Origin of the sequence: Pseudomonas sp. BTN1 (assembly GCF_001907715.1) — a bacterium.
Lineage (GTDB): Bacteria > Pseudomonadota > Gammaproteobacteria > Pseudomonadales > Pseudomonadaceae > Aquipseudomonas > Aquipseudomonas paracarnis.
Genome location: NZ_MPBM01000002.1, coordinates 64,934 through 79,721 on the forward strand (window position 1 = coordinate 64,934; position 14,788 = coordinate 79,721).

The following is a 14,788-nucleotide window of genomic DNA, read 5'->3' on the forward strand; positions in this document are numbered from 1 at the left end:
CATGCAGCATCTGGACCTGCAGGTGATACGACGGGCGCTGGAGTGGTCGGTGGCCGGGCAACGCATCTGGCTCTGTACGGTACTGGCCACCTACGGCTCGGCGCCGCGTGCGCCGGGTTCGTTGCTGGCAGTGAACGCCGCAGGGCAGTGGATTGGGTCGTTGTCGGGTGGTTGCGTCGAGGAAGACTTTCTCGAACGCGTCGCTGACGGTGCGTTTCTCGATGCGGTCAACGTGGTGCGCTACGGCGCAGGGGACGATCCGCGCTCGCGGGTCAGCCTGCCCTGCGGCGGCATTCTCGAAGTATTGGTTGAGAAGTTCGAGCCTGACTGCGAGGTGCAGGCGCACCTGCGTGAAGTGGAGTCGGCGCTGCTCGGGCAGCGGCGCTTGATTCGCCAGGTCGACCTGGCCAGCGGGGCGCGCCGCCTGGTCGCTGATTGTGAGCAGGGCGCGCGCATCGAGCGTGACAGTGAGCGGGTGCGCCTCCGCGTCGGTGCGGCTCAGCGTCTATTGCTGGCCGGGTACTCCAGCGTGGCGCAGGCGTGTGCCGAGTTTGCAGTCGGCCTCGGGTTCGAAGTGATTCTCTGCGACCCACGCGATGAAGTGCTCGAAGGCGTGGTGCTCAATGGCGTGGAGATTCGTCGCCAGTTGCCGTCGGTGTTTATTGCCGATGGCGGCTGTCACCGTGATACGGCGGTGGTTGCGCTGACGCATGACCCGCGTATCGACGATCTGGCGATGATGGAAGCGGTGCGTACCGACGCGTTCTACATTGGCGTGATGGGGTCGTTGCAGACCTCGCAGAAGCGCTTTGAGCGACTGCGCCGCATCGGTGGGTTGGGGGAGCCTGAACTGGCGCGGATACACGCGCCCATCGGGCTTAACCTGGGGAGCAGGACGCCGTCGGAAATTGCGTTGGCGGTATTGGCGGATATCGTGCGGATTCGCAGCGGGATTGCTCGCGACCGGCTCTGAAGCGCAGCCCTGTAGGAGCGAGCAAGCTCGCTCCTACAGTGTTTACATCCCGAATTTATCTCGCAACCCGTAGTACCAAGCCCCCAGCGCCGCAAACGGCGTGCGCAACATTTGCCCACCCGGGAACGGGTAATGCGGCAAACCCGCAAACGCATCAAAACGCTCTGCCTGACCCCGCAAGGCCTCTGCCAGTACTTTGCCTGCCAGGTGCGTGTACGTCACGCCATGGCCGCTACAGCCCTGGGAGTAATAGATGTTGTCACCTAGGCGACCGACCTGCGGCAAACGCGACAGGGTCAGCAGGAAATTGCCAGTCCAGGCGTAGTCGATCTTCACGTTCTTCAGTTGCGGAAATGCCTTGAGCATTTTCGGCCGGATGATCGCTTCGATATTCGCCGGGTCTCGTGCGCCATACACCACGCCGCCGCCGAAGATCAGGCGCTTGTCGCTGGTGAGGCGGTAGTAGTCGAGCAGGTAGTTGCAGTCCTCGACACAGTAATCTTGTGGCAATAAAGTCTTGGCTACTTCATCGCCCAGTGGCGCCGTGGTGATCACTTGGGTGCCACACGGCATCGACTTGGCCGCCAGCTCCGGCACCAGATTGCCCAGGTAAGCGTTCCCCGCGACGATAATGAATTTGGCCCTGACCTTGCCTTCGGCGGTATGCACCACCGGATTAGCGCCGCGCTCGATGCGCACCGCTGCCGATTGCTCATAGATCGTGCCGCCCAGGGATTCCACAGCCGCGGCTTCACCGAGCGCCAGGTTGAGCGGGTGGATATGGCCGCCGCTCATGTCCAGCAAGCCGCCCACATAGTTGTCACAGGCCACCACTTCGCGGATGCGTCGCTCGTCCAGCAACTCCAGTTGCGTATGGCCGTAGCGCTCCCACAGACGCTTCTGCGATTCCAAGTGGCCCATGTGCTTGCTGTTGAGGGCGGCGAACACGCCACCGTCCTTCAAGTCGCACTGGATCTGGTACTTGGCCACGCGCTCACGGATGATTCTGCCGCCTTCAAACGCCATCTGCCCCAACAACTGCGCCTGCTGAGGCCCGACGCTGCGCTCGATCACGTCGATATCGCGGCTGTAACTATTGACGATCTGCCCACCGTTGCGACCCGAGGCACCAAAACCGACCTTGGCGGCTTCCAGCACCGTAACGCGAAAGCCGTTCTCCAGCAGAAACAGCGCACTGGAAAGCCCGGTATAGCCGGCCCCGATCACGCACACATCGGTCTCGACCTCACCTTGCAACTCAGGACGGGGCGGAACTGCATTCGCAGAAGCGGCGTAATACGACTGGGGGTAGGGGGTGTTCGCCATCCTGGAACCTCTGTTTTATATTTTTTACGAGTGCGCCGATCCTACCTGAGTTGAAAATTGCCTGCCAGCCACCCGAAAATCACGGGTGTACCCGGCGCAAATAAAAAATTCGCATATTCATAGGGTTAGCTGCAAAAAAGATGTTGACACCCCTCCGGAATTCCGTAGAATGCCGCCTCACAGCAGGCACGTAGCTCAGTTGGTTAGAGCACCACCTTGACATGGTGGGGGTCGTTGGTTCGAGTCCAATCGCGCCTACCAAACAAAATCCGCTCTGCTGGGCGGTCTGGAAGGGCTCACCGAAAGGTGGGCCCTTTTTTGTTGCCTGAAATTTGGGCAAAGGAACATCAAGACGCCGGCGGCGTCCTTTCAGGGCTTGTATGTCCAATCAGGCGAAAAGCGTCGCCACCGCCAGCAGGCAAATTACCTGGGCGAACAGCTGGCAGCGTATTTCGCCAAGTGTGGTCGCCATATTACTCATTTGTCCGGCATACATAGCGGGAACCCTCATTGTCGGCGTGACACCGTGAATGAACTGCAAGTACACACAGCTGCACCGTGGAGTATAGGTGCAGATCAGGAATTTTCCCTGCCGACGCCATAGCGAGTTCATCCTCACGTCTTTTCCAAAAAAACTGCGCTGAATCTCTCCATGGTGCCGTACCCCCGATGCCATCCCCCCACAAAAATTATTGGTTTGCAGCAACAATTTTTCTTGTTGGACACCCCCGTCCCCAGGCAGCAAAGTTGCCGCCACTGACGCTCGACCTTCCAGGTCAACAATAAAAAACCGAGCCGATTGCACGCCACTTTCAAGCTGTGAGCCCTCGGCCCACATCCTGCTGTTATGGCGCCGCAGCGCGCACTAAAGGACCTCTTCGCCATGCAAACTGTTGTGAACTTATGGCCGTTGATCGGCGTACTTGTCATCGTGGTCGGCTTTGTATTGCGCTTCAATCCGCTGTTGGTGGTCACCGCGGCCGCCATCGCCACCGGGCTTGCCGCCCAGTTCCCGCTGGAAAAAATTCTCGCCACCATGGGCGATGGCTTCCTTCAGACCCGTGCCTTGCAACTGATTCTGTTATTGCCGCTGGCGGTGATTGGCCTGCTGGAACGCCATGGCCTGCGCCTGCATGCGCAGAACTGGATTGCACGCTTCGAACGCGCCACGGTCGGGCGTTTGTTGATCATCTATCTGTTTGTGCGTGAGTCCACGGCGGCCATGGGGTTGACGAGCCTGGGTGGGCATCCGCAGATGGTGCGGCCGCTGCTGGCGCCGATGGCCGAGGGCGCCGCAGAAAAACGTTATGGCAAGCTGCCTGACAAGCTACGCCACAAGGTACTGGCCATGTGCGCTGCCACCGACAACGTCGGGTTGTTCTTTGGTGAGGACATCTTCGTGGCCTTTGGTGCGATTGCGTTGATGCACACCTTCCTGCTTGGCTCGGGGATTGATGTGGAGCCGCTGCACATTGCGGTGTGGGGCATCCCGACGGCGATCTGCGCCTTCATCATTCACGCTATCCGGTTGCATCGTTTCGACCGGCGCTTGACCCGCGAAATGAGCTCGGCCACCGCTCCAGTGGAGGCTGCTCAATGATTATTTCCATTCAATACCTGTACTGGCTGGCGGGCGTGCTGTTGCTGATCACCGCCGGCATGATCCTGCTCGACCGTTCCCACCCCAAGCGCTGGTCCAGTGCGCTGTTCTGGTTGTTGTTCGCCGTACCGTTCCTTATAGGCGAGCGCTTGCCTTCGGTGGTCATCGGAGTGGGTGTGGTGGTGATGGCATTGATTGCGGGCTTGGGCGGCGTTGGTCGTGGCCAGCATGCCGAATTGCACGACAAGGCGTCCCGCGCCAGTGCCGGGCGCCTGGGCCACAAACTGTTCATCCCGGCGTTGGCGATTCCGCTGACCACGGTGATTGGCTCAGTGTTGCTCAAACACACCGAAATCGGTGGTGTACCGCTGCTGGACCCGAAGAACACCACCTTTGTCTCCCTCGGCATCGGTTGCCTGATCGCCCTTGGCCTGGCCTGCTGGCTGACCCGGGATACGCCGGTACAAGCGTTACGCGAATCTCGTCGCCTGACCGAAGCCCTGGGCTGGGCCATGGTGCTCCCGCAAATGCTGGCGATGCTCGGGCTGTTGTTCAATGAGGCCGGGGTGGGCACGGCGGTCGCTCATGTCACCACCACCTACATCAACCTGGACTACAAGTTGGTGGCGGTGATGGTCTATGTGTTGGGCATGGCCTTGTTTACCGTGATCATGGGCAATGGTTTTGCGGCCTTTCCGGTGATGACCGGTGGCGTCGGCGTGCCGGTGCTGGTGGGGATTTACGGTGGCAACCCTGCGGTGATGGCGGCCATTGGTATGTTCTCGGGCTATTGCGGTACGTTGATGACGCCCATGGCGGCCAACTTCAATATCGTACCGGCGGCGCTACTGGAACTGCCGGACAAAAATGCGGTGATCAAGGCCCAGATACCCACGGCGCTGATGATGCTGGTGGTCAATATCGTGCTGCTTTACCTGTTGATGTGAGGTCATTGTGCAAAACGTATTGCTGACGGGCTTCGAGCCCTTTGATAAGGCGGCGGTAAACCCTTCTTGGGAGGCCGTGCGCCAGTTGGACGGTGTGCCGTTGAGCGAGGGCGTGAAGATAGTTGCGCGTTGCTTGCCCTGCGCATTTGCCACCGCCGCCGAGACCTTGCTGCAGTTGATCAACGAACTGCAGCCGGCAATGGTCATCGCCACGGGCCTGGGGCCTGGGCGCAGTGATATTTCCATCGAGCGCGTTGCGATCAACGTTAACGATGCGCGTATTCCCGACAATCTGGGCGCTCAGCCAATTGATACCTCAGTGGTGGAGGGCGGCCCGGCGGCGTACTTCTCGACGTTGCCGATCAAGGGCATGGTCAAGGCGGTGCGTGAGGCGGGTATTGCGGCCTCGGTATCGCAGACGGCGGGGACGTTTGTGTGCAACCAGGTGTTTTATCGTTTGCAGCACGCCTTGGTGGGGACTGGGGTGCGCAGTGGGTTTATTCACGTTCCCGGCTTGCCCGGATCGAGCGAGCCGTCGATGGTGCTATCGACAACCGTGGAAGGGCTGCGGGTTGCGGCGCTGGCAGCCTGGCAAACCCAGGCGGATGTCGTCCTTGCCGGTGGCCAGATCAGCTGACAGCTGTACGCTGTGTTGCAATTTCAACTACAGTTCCAGCACACCCTTGCCTCGGAAAGTCGCCATGTTAAAGCGTACGAAACTTGTATCGGCTGCGTTGTCGCTTGCACTGTCCGTCACCAGTGGCCTTGCCCTTGCAGATCCAGGTAATGGCAAAGGCCAAGGCAATAACAAGGGTGACGCCTATGGTGGGCAGGACAACGGCAAAGGTCACGGTAATAACAAAGGTAATGCCCAGGGCGGGCCGGGTAAGGCCAAAGACAAGGGCGGCCAATCCAGAAATGACTTCAGCGTTGATCGCGGTCTTGTACTGAACGTGCTGGGCGGTCACCGCGATTATTGGCGCCCAGGGCCAGCCTTACCGCCTGGCATTCAGAAAAACCTGGCACGCGGCAAGCCCCTGCCGCCTGGTATTGCCAAGAAGCTGGACGGCCGCTTGCTGGGGCAGTTGCCTCGTTATGATGGTTACGAATGGCAGCAAGCGGGAACCGACTTGATATTGGTGGCCATTGCGACCGGTATCATCTACGAAGTTCTGAACGGGGCGTTTGATTGAGGTGTAGCGCCCTCAGGCTTCACGGCCGGGGAAAAACAACTCAAAACAGGTCACGCCATCTTCACTGCTTACACGGTACCGCCCGTTATGCAGCTGCATGATGGTCGCCACGATCGAGAGTCCCAGGCCGTTGGACTGGGATGACCGCTCGCGGGATTCATCGACCCGGTAGAACCGTTCGAACAGCCGCGGCAGGTGCTCAGCCGGGATCGTCTGGCCTTGGTTGCTGACTTTCAGGTTGATGCCCGCGCCATCCGGCACTGCCTGGATACTCAGCTCCGAGCCCGGCGCGCCATACTTGATGGCGTTGGCACACAGGTTGGCCAAGGCACGGCGCAGCAGCATTGGTTCAGCCCAGATCACCCCTTCGCCCAAGGCCGTGATGTGCATGTCCACATCACCGGCCAGCCCCTCGAAGTAATCCGCGATGCGTTCCACTTCATCCGCCGCGTCCAGCGCCTGGCGTTGGCGCAGTGCGCTGGCGGGGTCGGTGCGGGCCAGGAACAGCATGTTGTCGAGCATCCGCGCCAGGCGCTCCAGCTCTTCGACATTGGAGGCCAGCAGTTGCTGGTAGCTCTCGATGCTGCGCTGCTGCTGCAGGGCCACCTGGGTTTCGCCGAGCAGGTTGTTGATCGGGGTGCGCAGTTCATGGGCCATATCGGTGGACACTTGGCCCAGTTGTACAAAGCCTTTGGCCAGGCGCTCAAGCATGGTGTTGAACGAGTCGATCATGGGCAGCAATTCTTTCGGCGCGCCGTGGCTGTCGAGGCGTTCGGCCAGGTTGCTGACGCCGATCCCTTGGGCATGCCGGGCCAGGCGGCGCAACGGCAGCAAGCCGCGATGAACCAGCAGGTAACCCACCAGCGCCAGGATGATCGCGGCGATACTCGCCTGGATGTAGACGCTGAGTCGATAACTGGCGAGCACGGCGGTGCGCTCGGTCATCAGGCGGCCGCTGGTGATTTGCAAGCTGCCCAGGTCGCCGGAGTCGATGTCCACGGCCACCAGCGAGAAGGGAATGCCGTTCAGGCCTGGCAAATGTTGCACGTCGCTCAATATGAGCCGGTGATCCTTGGGCAGCGGCTGGATCGACGGCAACTCAATATTTCCCGGGTTTACCAGCAGCAGCGGCTGCTGGCCGGGTGCGGCGATACTCAGCACCGATTCGCGGTTGCCCAACATGTTCTGGAACAGCTCTGGCTTGGTCTTGATCAAGTCCAAGGTATTGCTGTCGTTAAGCAGGTTGCGCAACTGATCCACTCGCGATATCAGCGCGGCGTCATCGCGGCGGATCAGTTCGCGCTCCAGCTCCCGGTACAGCGCCACGCCCAGGGTGGCCAGCAGGGCGAAGGCGAGCAGGGCGAAGATCAATGCCAGGCGCAGGGTCAGGGAGTAAGGGTGCTGGCGGCTCATGGCTGGGTATCGAAGCGGTAGCCAATGCCCCGCACGCTGTGGATCAGCTTGAGCTGGAACGGGTCGTCGATTTTCAGGCGCAGGCGGCGCACGGCGACATCCACCACATTAGTGTCGCTGTCGAAGTTCATGTCCCATACCCGCGAAGCAATCAGCGAGCGGGACAGCACTTGGTCCTGGTGCGTGGCAAACAGGTGCAGAAGGGCGAACTCTTTGTTGGTCAGGGTAATGCGCGTGCCGGCGCGGGTGACCCGACGTTTGAGTACGTCAATGTGCAGGTCGGCGATGTGCAGTTGCTCTTCATCCCGGCTCGGGCCACGACGGTTGAGGGTACGCAGGCGCGCCACCAGTTCGGCGAACGAAAAGGGCTTGATCAGGTAGTCATCGGCACCCAGTTCAAGGCCTTTGATGCGGTCGGCGATGTCATCGCGGGCGGTGAGGAACAGCACCGGCGTATCGGCCTCTTTGCGCAGGCGACGCAGCACTTCCCAGCCATCCATTTTCGGCATCATCACGTCGAGTACGATCACGTCGAAGGGCGTTTCAAGGGCCTGGTGCAAACCGTCCACGCCATCGCGGGCCAGGCTCACACAATGCCCCAGTTCCTGCAGGCCATTGAGCAGATAATTGCCGGCCTTGGGTTCGTCTTCGACTACAAGGATGTTCATGGGAAGTGCTCTGCTTCAATAAGTTGCGCCAGTGTAGCCCGATCAATTGTCATTGGCGCAACCGGTGCCCTGGACTTGGTAATCCAGCACATGTTCGCGGTCTTGGTGGTCCAGGTAGCGCAGTTGCGCCGGCACAACCCCGCATTGGCCGTAGGTGTCGGTGCTCGACAGCACCTTGGCGACATCCAGGTGCACGAAGAAGCCGGTCTTGTCATGGATCACGTTGGCGGCAGGGGCGGCGTCGGCAGCGAATACCGAGCCAGTGACGAGCAAAGCGGCGAAGCCCAGGGCAATCAGTTTCATGGTGGTGTCTCACGTTCCGGGTGGGTAGTGAGCTCACGGTAACCAGGCGACCCCAACAGCCAACCAACAGGATTATGACAAGTTCGTCATTTTTGCCTCGGAACTGACGGGCCAGATCTCGGCGTTTACAAGCGTCAAGGTGATCCGTAGATTGCAGGGGCCCAGCCCATGAGGAAGCCGTGCAGTGTCCAGCCCAACTCCAAACGTATTTACCCGGCGTTACCGCGCCTTTCTGTTCGATATGGACGGGACCCTGCTCAACTCCATTGCGGCTGCGGAGCGCGTGTGGGGCATCTGGGCTGCACGGCATGGCTTGGATGTGGAAGCGTTCCTGCACACCATTCATGGTGCCCGCGCAATTGATACGATCACCCGCCAGGCGTTGCCGGGTGTCGATCCACAGGTAGAAGCCCAATGGATCACCGAGGCTGAGCTGGACGATGTCGAAGGCATCGTGGCAGTTCCCGGCGCGGTGGCGTTTTTGGCCAGCCTGCCCGTCGATCAATGGGCGTTGGTCACCTCTGCGCCAAAAGCGTTGGCCGTGCGCCGGCTGCAAGCGGCGGGCATTCCGGTGCCGGCGGTACTGGTGACAGCCGAAGATGTAAAGACGGGCAAGCCCGATCCGGCCTGTTATGTGCTGGGTGCCCAGCGCCTGGGCGTGCCGGTGCAAGACTGCCTGGTGTTCGAGGACGCCACAGTGGGGATTCAGGCTGGGGAAGCGGCGGGGGCGGATATCATGGTGGTGACCTCGACACACATGGCGCCGATGGTGACTGCCCATGCTTGCATCGAGGAATATAGTGCGTTGAAAGCCGAGCGTGGGGCTGATGGCTTGCTGTCCTTAAGTCCGTTACCGGTCTCGGCCTTCCAGGCAGTCGAGGGAGTCTGATAGCGCCTGCAACCGGCTGTTTTTCATGCCTTGGCGCGACATCACCATTTCCCTGAGTATCTCGGTGGCGAGCTGGTTGATGGCCTCTGTACCGTGATAGTGCGCACGCACGATGCCAGTAATCGCGAAGTGATCGGTCTCTGGGCCGCTGAGCACGGCTGACAGGGTGCCGTCGGCATGCAGCGTGCACTCAACCCTGTAGCTCGGCAGGCGTTCTGCCAAGGCTTTTTCGATTTGGGATTTGTTGAGGGTGTCCATCTGCTTTTGCACCTTTGATTAGCTGCGCAACGCAAGCCCAATGATAGGTGGTGGTGCGGCGGTGTAAATACCGGCGATCCGATAACCGCTAAACGCCCTCAGCGTGCGGCTTTTTCATGGGCGCGATGAGCGGCGCGCTGACACAGCTTGCGCAAGATCACCTTCTGGATGGGCTTGAGGCAGAACACAAGCAGGTAACCACAGAGTAGAAGCGCCAGATCCACCCAGGAATGGGTGCCGGGATCGGCCCCTTCAACTTCCATTCTCAGGCCACACCCGAGTGCCACGAAGGTCAGCCCTATCAACAGGGCAATCATCCAGGATCTGGAAACAAGGGATTGCGACGCGGCTGGCCTCATCGACGTGTTCCTGAAATGCACTCGGATGGCAGGATAAAGTGTCAGAAATTGGGCTGCCAATAGCGCGACAAGTTCCGGATACCCTGACAGTTTCATCTTGCAGCGAAGGGAAAGCTCAAGGCGCGTTGGTCACGCGGGGAAACGCGAGCAGGCCAATTGGGTTTTCGCCAGCCGTTACAGTGAACGAAAAGGCTGGCTACTGGAGGCGTTTCAAGGCGTCTGGTTTTTATCGGGTGCAGTCAGGCCGGCCTGGATACGCTGGTAAATCTCCTCGCGATGCACGGCAACATCCTTAGGGGCGTTGATGCCGATTCGTACTTGCTGGCCGCTAACGCCCAGGATGGTGATCGTAATGTCATCACCGATGTTTATGCTTTCACCGACTTTGCGGGTGAGTATAAGCATGGACTTCTCCTTGAATTACTTTTAAGGACACATGTTTCAGACAGGGTAGGTGTCGGATGTGTGTAGCTTACTGCGAAGCGCTTCCCTGTGACTGCCTCTTTCTAGGACGCATAGAGGCGACATTAATTCCCATGGCGGTATCATACAGGTCGCGATACATGATTCGCATTGTTTAAGCCAACGTTTATGACGGCCAGAATAGACAGTGAATGGTAAAGTTGCCTCTTTGATCCTCAAAGGAGCAGGGCAGTGCGTAAAGTAGCGATGGCAATTGTGGTGTTGGCGTTGGCCGGATGCGGTGAAGGTAAGTCGGTCGATGCCCCCAAGGCCAAGCCTGCCGTGACCGAAAGCCTGCCGCAAACCGGTGCGATTGCCGCTCAGGAGTGGGATATACGGGTCGGCCCGCCGGACCACAAGCTGCAGGCGATCACCGACCTGACCGCCTGGTTGCTGGAACACGGCTTCAATTTCTATATCGTCAAAGTCGACGGCAAGGATGAGGTGCTATTGGGGCCGTTCGCGACCAAAGCCGAGGCCGAAGCCAAGCAGGCGCTGCTAAACGAAAAAATGGCACGGGCCAAGAAAAACGACACCGTGTCGGAGATCATCGAACACAAGGCTGCGCAGTAGCAGCAGGCCAGGTGGGCGGGCAGCCCCGCCCACGTTCAGCCGCAGGCCTTCAGGTTGACCGGGCCGACGAACTCATTGCCGCGCCCCATCACGCAAGCCACGGTCTGGTTGCGCTGGCGCTCCCAGATTTGCACCGGATAGGTCTTGTTCCAGGCTTCATACAATTGCCGGTCCTGCTTCGACAGGCGTAGGCCATATTGCTTGCTCATGTAGAAATACGTGCGCGCGATCATTCCGCGAATGGACGGGCGCGGCATGACTTTCTTTGCCTTGAAGTCCACCTGGGTCAGGCATGAGCCATACTGCCCGCTTTGCACCGGCAGCCAGCCAAAGCTGAAGTTGTTACGGTCGCCATTCACTTCGCCGATGCTCGGCACCAGATTGTGCAGGTCTGCCTCGGCGCGCTTGAACACCTCATCATGGCGCGTGCAGTTTTTTCGCCCGCCATTTTGCCAGCATTGGCGCAGATGCCCGATTTGCCAGGCCGGTACGATGTGTTCCCACTCAATGCGCGCGGCGCGGTTGGCGTTTTTGCGGGGGATGTAACCGCAGGCTTTCAGGTTGACCCGGTTACCGGTGTATTTGCAGCCGCAATAAAATTCGGTGGATTGCGGCGCGTAGAGCTTCCAGGCGATTTTCTTGGCTTCGCTGAAGGTTCGAGGGGCTTGGGCGTTGGCGGTGACGGTTAAAAACAGACAGCACACAGCAATAAAACGGGCACTCATTGAATCAATCTTCCTTCGGCACAACCCAGAAAATCTGCACGCCACCGTCATCTCGATAGGCGAGGGTGACGTTGTCGTTTTCCGAAATCTCTTCCAGTAAACGTTGCCAATCGGTCTCCGGTTCATCGGGTAAACGGAAGATCAACGCTGCCTTGGCTTTTTGGGCGTTGGTCGAATTGATGATTTTTTGCACGCGGATAGCCAGGCGCTGGTAGGCGTCAGGCGATGCAGGGGCTGCGGAAGAGGGCTTTGCCACAGAACATTCCTTAATTGGCTGTACGCACATACAGTATTTAACTGTAGGCAATTTCGCAACTGCTTAAATTTCAAGAAGTTCGTCTGACAGCGAATCAGGAAGTTTGTTGAGGTGCGGGGGGGGGAGGGGTTGAATATGGCGAGGGAGCAAGCTCCCTCGCCACAAAAGCATCTACAGGTGAATCAGCAGGGATCAGTATTCCCAGAAGATCCGTTGCAGTTCCTTGCTGTCCTGGGTCTTGGTCAGTGCGACCATGGCCAGGATGCGGGCTTTCTGCGGGTTCAGGTCAAGGGCGGCGACCCAGTCGTATTTGTCGTCTGGCTGTTCGGCGTTACGCAGAACCATGCCACCGGCGTTGACGTGGGAAGAACGAATGATCTGCACGCCTTGCTTGCGCAATTCCACCAATGCTGGAACGACCTTGGACGATACCGAGCCATTGCCGGTACCGGCGTGAATGATCGCTTTGGCGCCCGCTTGGGCCAATGCTTTGTAAGCGGTGTCGCTCACGTTGCCGTAGCCGTAGGCAATTTCAACGTCAGGCAGGCTTTTGATGGTCTTGATGTCGAACTCAGAATCCATGGTGTGACGCTTGGCCGGCAGGCGGAACCAGTAGGATTTGCCTTCAACGACCATGCCCATTGGCCCCCATGGGCTCTTGAAGGCTTCGGTTTTGATGTTGATCATCTTGCTGACGTCGCGACCCGATTGGATCTCGTCGTTCATGGTCACCAGCACGCCTTTGCCGCGGGCTTCCTTGCTGCCTGCGACCGCAACGGCGTTGTACAGGTTGAGCATGCCGTCTGCCGACATCGCGGTGCCTGGGCGCATGGAGCCGACGACCACGATAGGCTTGTCGGTTTTTTCCACAAGGTTCAGGAAGTAGGCGGTTTCTTCAAGGGTGTCGGTGCCGTGGGTGATCACGATGCCATCCACGTCCTTGCTGTCGGCCAATTCGGCGACACGGCGACCCAATTGCAGCAGGTTTTCGTTATTGATGCTTTCCGACGCAATTTGCATTACTTGTTCGCCGCGAACATTGGCGATCTGGCTAAGCTCAGGAACGCCGGCGATCAGTTGTTCGATGCCGACTTTGGCTGCCTGGTAGGTGGCGCTGTTGGCCGCGCTGGCGCCGGCGCCAGCGATGGTGCCGCCGGTGGCGAGGATGACCACGTTGGACAGTTTGGTCTTGCTTTCAACTTCCTTTGCCTGGGCGGCAACGGGGAACAGCAGCAGAAGGGCCAATGCGCCCGGAATAACGTTCTTCAATGCAGATTTCATTATTTTTCTCTCTGGTTTTTGATGAGTGCTGTAGCAGGTTCATCTAGAACACCCGGGCGGTTCTGAACGCCGCGAGGTGCTGAGAAAGAGCAGGATTTGTACCAGGCTGAGCATGTTGGTTTTTTTAAATTAACTTATTGATTTAAAACAACTTAAAGCAAGATTTCGGTTTGGTGGGGGTCGGTGCTGTCCGGCTTTCCGAACGAGAAGGGCTGTGGTGTTCGGTTGTCCGAAAAGCGTTCACGATTTGTCCGGGCACCCTGCGTGATCATTCGCCACCAAGGCTGTCGTTTCAGCGAAGGTCAGAGAGGGCGAGCTTGCTTAAACGTATCAGCGGCCGATAGCTGAAGGGAGGGCCTGGAGGGCGTCCGTGAAAGCCTTGCTGTTACCGTTGACAAATCTCGACAAGGTTCTCATAGTTTGCTCAACGCAAACGTTTGCGAGATGTTTCACTGCGCCCTTGGCACATCGTGACAGCTCGTATCAGCCGCCCAAGTGGGAGGGCTGCCGAAGGGGTCTTCGGTGCAAGCGTTGCTCACAATAATCATAAGATCGGAGTGAACCCATGAAGCTGCCATTTGCTGGACGTCTTCTTGCTGTTGCTGTGCTTGCTGCCGCATCCGCCGCTTTGCCTCTCTCTTCTGCATTTGCCGATGACGCTGCCAAAACGCCTACCGTGGGTTTGGTGATGAAGTCCCTTGCCAATGAGTTTTTCGTCACCATGACCGACGGTGCGAAGGACTACCAGAAAGCGCACCCAACAGAATTCAAGTTGATCTCCAACGGCATCAAGAACGAAACCGATACCAGCGCGCAGATCGCCATTGTCAACGAAATGATCAACGCCAAGGTCGATGCGCTTGTCATCGCTCCCGCCGACTCCAAGGCACTCGCCAGTGTGCTGAAGAAAGCTTCCGATGCCGGTATCAAAGTCGTCAACATCGACAACCGCCTGGACCCGGAAGTACTCAAAAGCAAAAACCTCAATATCCCGTTCGTAGGCCCGGATAACCGCAAAGGCTCCAAGCTGGTGGGCGACTACCTGGCCAAGCAACTGGCCGCCGGTGACAAGGTTGGCATCATCGAGGGCGTACCCACTACCACTAATGCCCAGCAGCGCACCGCAGGCTTCAAGGATGCGATGGACGCGGCAGGCATGAAGATTGTTTCCACCCAATCCGGTAACTGGGAAATCGACCAAGGCAACAAGATCGCGGCAGCGATGCTGAGCGAAACGCCGGATATCAAGGCGCTGTTGGCCGGTAACGACAACATGGCCCTGGGCGCTGTTTCCGCCGTGCGTGCGGCAGGCAAGGCCGGCAAGGTGCTGGTTGTGGGTTATGACAACATTGACGCGATCAAACCAATGCTCAAGGACGGTCGTGTGTTGGCCACCGCTGACCAGGCCGCTGCCCAGCAAGCCGTGTTTGGTATCCAGAACGCGCTGAAGCTGGTCAAGGGTGAGAAAGTCGATGCCAAAGATGGCGTGATCGAAACCCCGGTCGAGCTCGTCATCAAGCAGTAATCCTGGCAGTACCCAACAGCGCCTGCTCGTCCTGAGC

Annotated in this window: 18 protein-coding genes and 1 tRNA gene; 9 read left to right on the forward strand and 10 right to left on the reverse strand. The window is 58.8% G+C overall.

Annotation, left to right across the window (positions count from 1 at the left end):
- The first annotated feature begins 1 nt into the window (after position 1).
- Entirely contained in the window at positions 2-973 is a 972-nt protein-coding gene (locus tag BMH52_RS00835; RefSeq protein WP_014719145.1) for an XdhC family protein, read from the forward strand.
- Positions 974-1,015: 42 nt separating this feature from the next.
- Here the strand turns inward: BMH52_RS00835 and BMH52_RS00840 are convergent, their stop codons facing one another.
- The gene (locus BMH52_RS00840; RefSeq protein WP_032903795.1) at positions 1,016-2,299 is read right to left on the reverse strand and encodes an FAD-binding oxidoreductase; all 1,284 of its coding nucleotides are present in this window, start codon (positions 2,297-2,299) and stop codon (positions 1,016-1,018) included.
- Positions 2,300-2,483: 184 nt separating this feature from the next.
- Here BMH52_RS00840 and BMH52_RS00845 point away from each other — a divergent pair.
- The 5 genes from BMH52_RS00845 to BMH52_RS00870 all read left to right on the forward strand — a co-directional run bounded on the left by BMH52_RS00845 (position 2,484) and on the right by BMH52_RS00870 (position 6,039).
- Positions 2,484-2,560: transfer RNA gene (locus tag BMH52_RS00845), tRNA-Val, on the forward strand.
- 622 nt (positions 2,561-3,182) lie between these two features.
- Positions 3,183-3,899 (forward strand): DUF969 domain-containing protein, encoded by a 717-nt coding sequence (locus BMH52_RS00855; RefSeq protein ID WP_014719143.1) that lies wholly within the window; start codon positions 3,183-3,185, stop codon positions 3,897-3,899.
- Complete coding sequence (locus tag BMH52_RS00860) at positions 3,896-4,846, forward strand: DUF979 domain-containing protein (RefSeq protein ID WP_056785791.1); 951 nt, start codon at positions 3,896-3,898, stop codon at positions 4,844-4,846. Before BMH52_RS00855 ends, BMH52_RS00860 begins: the two co-directional genes overlap by 4 nt.
- Positions 4,847-4,853: 7 nt before the next feature.
- Entirely contained in the window at positions 4,854-5,483 is a 630-nt protein-coding gene (pcp, locus tag BMH52_RS00865) for a pyroglutamyl-peptidase I (RefSeq protein ID WP_073842558.1), read from the forward strand.
- 64 nt (positions 5,484-5,547) lie between these two features.
- Positions 5,548-6,039, forward strand: coding sequence for an anti-virulence regulator CigR family protein (locus BMH52_RS00870; protein ID WP_014719140.1), 492 nt, complete (start codon positions 5,548-5,550; stop codon positions 6,037-6,039).
- A 12-nt stretch (positions 6,040-6,051) separates the two neighbouring features.
- On the opposite strand, the gene BMH52_RS00875 is transcribed toward BMH52_RS00870, so the two are convergent.
- Genes BMH52_RS00875 through BMH52_RS00885 form a run of 3 tightly spaced genes read right to left on the reverse strand, consistent with a single transcriptional unit; the run spans position 6,052 to position 8,423 of the window.
- Entirely contained in the window at positions 6,052-7,452 is a 1,401-nt protein-coding gene (locus BMH52_RS00875; protein ID WP_072433803.1) for a heavy metal sensor histidine kinase, read from the reverse strand.
- Positions 7,449-8,120 (reverse strand): heavy metal response regulator transcription factor, encoded by a 672-nt coding sequence (locus BMH52_RS00880; protein WP_003192516.1) that lies wholly within the window; start codon positions 8,118-8,120, stop codon positions 7,449-7,451. Before BMH52_RS00880 ends, BMH52_RS00875 begins: the two co-directional genes overlap by 4 nt.
- A 42-nt stretch (positions 8,121-8,162) precedes the next feature.
- On the reverse strand, positions 8,163-8,423 hold the full coding sequence (locus BMH52_RS00885; RefSeq protein WP_014719138.1) for a DUF2790 domain-containing protein: 261 nt from the start codon (positions 8,421-8,423) through the stop codon (positions 8,163-8,165).
- A 184-nt stretch (positions 8,424-8,607) separates the two neighbouring features.
- Here BMH52_RS00885 and BMH52_RS00890 point away from each other — a divergent pair, with 184 nt between their 5' ends.
- On the forward strand, positions 8,608-9,312 hold the full coding sequence (locus BMH52_RS00890; protein ID WP_014719137.1) for an HAD family hydrolase: 705 nt from the start codon (positions 8,608-8,610) through the stop codon (positions 9,310-9,312).
- Here the strand turns inward: BMH52_RS00890 and BMH52_RS00895 are convergent.
- The 3 genes from BMH52_RS00895 to csrA all read right to left on the reverse strand — a co-directional run bounded on the left by BMH52_RS00895 (position 9,274) and on the right by csrA (position 10,334).
- The gene (locus BMH52_RS00895; RefSeq protein WP_014719136.1) at positions 9,274-9,570 is read right to left on the reverse strand and encodes a hypothetical protein; all 297 of its coding nucleotides are present in this window, start codon (positions 9,568-9,570) and stop codon (positions 9,274-9,276) included. The two genes, BMH52_RS00890 and BMH52_RS00895, sit on opposite strands and share 39 nt — an antisense overlap.
- A gap of 98 nt (positions 9,571-9,668) precedes the next feature.
- Positions 9,669-9,929 (reverse strand): hypothetical protein, encoded by a 261-nt coding sequence (locus tag BMH52_RS00900; RefSeq protein WP_019820895.1) that lies wholly within the window; start codon positions 9,927-9,929, stop codon positions 9,669-9,671.
- A gap of 210 nt (positions 9,930-10,139) precedes the next feature.
- Complete coding sequence (csrA, locus tag BMH52_RS00905; protein ID WP_003192511.1) at positions 10,140-10,334, reverse strand: carbon storage regulator CsrA; 195 nt, start codon at positions 10,332-10,334, stop codon at positions 10,140-10,142.
- 264 nt (positions 10,335-10,598) lie between these two features.
- On the opposite strand from csrA, the gene BMH52_RS00910 reads away from it, so the two are divergent.
- On the forward strand, positions 10,599-10,964 hold the full coding sequence (locus BMH52_RS00910; RefSeq protein WP_019820896.1) for an SPOR domain-containing protein: 366 nt from the start codon (positions 10,599-10,601) through the stop codon (positions 10,962-10,964).
- 35 nt (positions 10,965-10,999) lie between these two features.
- On the opposite strand, the gene BMH52_RS00915 is transcribed toward BMH52_RS00910, so the two are convergent.
- The 3 genes from BMH52_RS00915 to BMH52_RS00925 all read right to left on the reverse strand — a co-directional run bounded on the left by BMH52_RS00915 (position 11,000) and on the right by BMH52_RS00925 (position 13,226).
- Positions 11,000-11,689 (reverse strand): endonuclease, encoded by a 690-nt coding sequence (locus BMH52_RS00915; RefSeq protein ID WP_019820898.1) that lies wholly within the window; start codon positions 11,687-11,689, stop codon positions 11,000-11,002.
- Positions 11,690-11,693: 4 nt separating this feature from the next.
- Entirely contained in the window at positions 11,694-11,945 is a 252-nt protein-coding gene (locus BMH52_RS00920; protein ID WP_014719132.1) for a DUF1654 domain-containing protein, read from the reverse strand.
- Between the two features lie 192 nt (positions 11,946-12,137).
- A complete protein-coding gene (locus tag BMH52_RS00925; RefSeq protein WP_019820900.1) occupies positions 12,138-13,226 on the reverse strand; it encodes an asparaginase in 1,089 nt (362 codons plus the stop codon).
- Positions 13,227-13,791: 565 nt separating this feature from the next.
- On the opposite strand from BMH52_RS00925, the gene BMH52_RS00930 reads away from it, so the two are divergent.
- The gene (locus tag BMH52_RS00930; protein WP_014719130.1) at positions 13,792-14,751 is read left to right on the forward strand and encodes a sugar ABC transporter substrate-binding protein; all 960 of its coding nucleotides are present in this window, start codon (positions 13,792-13,794) and stop codon (positions 14,749-14,751) included.
- The last annotated feature ends 37 nt before the right edge of the window (positions 14,752-14,788 follow it).

What these genes read in the sequence shown, in the direction of transcription:
- BMH52_RS00835 (WP_014719145.1), top strand. Translation starts at nt 2, where the DNA reads ATGCAGCATCTGGACCTGCAGGTGATACGACGGGCGCTGGAGTGGTCG.
- BMH52_RS00840 (WP_032903795.1), bottom strand. Translation starts at nt 2,299, where the DNA reads ATGGCGAACACCCCCTACCCCCAGTCGTATTACGCCGCTTCTGCGAAT.
- BMH52_RS00855 (WP_014719143.1), top strand. Translation starts at nt 3,183, where the DNA reads ATGCAAACTGTTGTGAACTTATGGCCGTTGATCGGCGTACTTGTCATC.
- BMH52_RS00860 (WP_056785791.1), top strand. Translation starts at nt 3,896, where the DNA reads ATGATTATTTCCATTCAATACCTGTACTGGCTGGCGGGCGTGCTGTTG.
- BMH52_RS00870 (WP_014719140.1), top strand. Translation starts at nt 5,548, where the DNA reads ATGTTAAAGCGTACGAAACTTGTATCGGCTGCGTTGTCGCTTGCACTG.
- BMH52_RS00875 (WP_072433803.1), bottom strand. Translation starts at nt 7,452, where the DNA reads ATGAGCCGCCAGCACCCTTACTCCCTGACCCTGCGCCTGGCATTGATC.
- BMH52_RS00880 (WP_003192516.1), bottom strand. Translation starts at nt 8,120, where the DNA reads ATGAACATCCTTGTAGTCGAAGACGAACCCAAGGCCGGCAATTATCTG.
- BMH52_RS00885 (WP_014719138.1), bottom strand. Translation starts at nt 8,423, where the DNA reads ATGAAACTGATTGCCCTGGGCTTCGCCGCTTTGCTCGTCACTGGCTCG.
- BMH52_RS00895 (WP_014719136.1), bottom strand. Translation starts at nt 9,570, where the DNA reads ATGGACACCCTCAACAAATCCCAAATCGAAAAAGCCTTGGCAGAACGC.
- BMH52_RS00900 (WP_019820895.1), bottom strand. Translation starts at nt 9,929, where the DNA reads ATGAGGCCAGCCGCGTCGCAATCCCTTGTTTCCAGATCCTGGATGATT.
- csrA (WP_003192511.1), bottom strand. Translation starts at nt 10,334, where the DNA reads ATGCTTATACTCACCCGCAAAGTCGGTGAAAGCATAAACATCGGTGAT.
- BMH52_RS00910 (WP_019820896.1), top strand. Translation starts at nt 10,599, where the DNA reads ATGGCAATTGTGGTGTTGGCGTTGGCCGGATGCGGTGAAGGTAAGTCG.
- BMH52_RS00915 (WP_019820898.1), bottom strand. Translation starts at nt 11,689, where the DNA reads ATGAGTGCCCGTTTTATTGCTGTGTGCTGTCTGTTTTTAACCGTCACC.
- BMH52_RS00925 (WP_019820900.1), bottom strand. Translation starts at nt 13,226, where the DNA reads ATGAAATCTGCATTGAAGAACGTTATTCCGGGCGCATTGGCCCTTCTG.
- BMH52_RS00930 (WP_014719130.1), top strand. Translation starts at nt 13,792, where the DNA reads ATGAAGCTGCCATTTGCTGGACGTCTTCTTGCTGTTGCTGTGCTTGCT.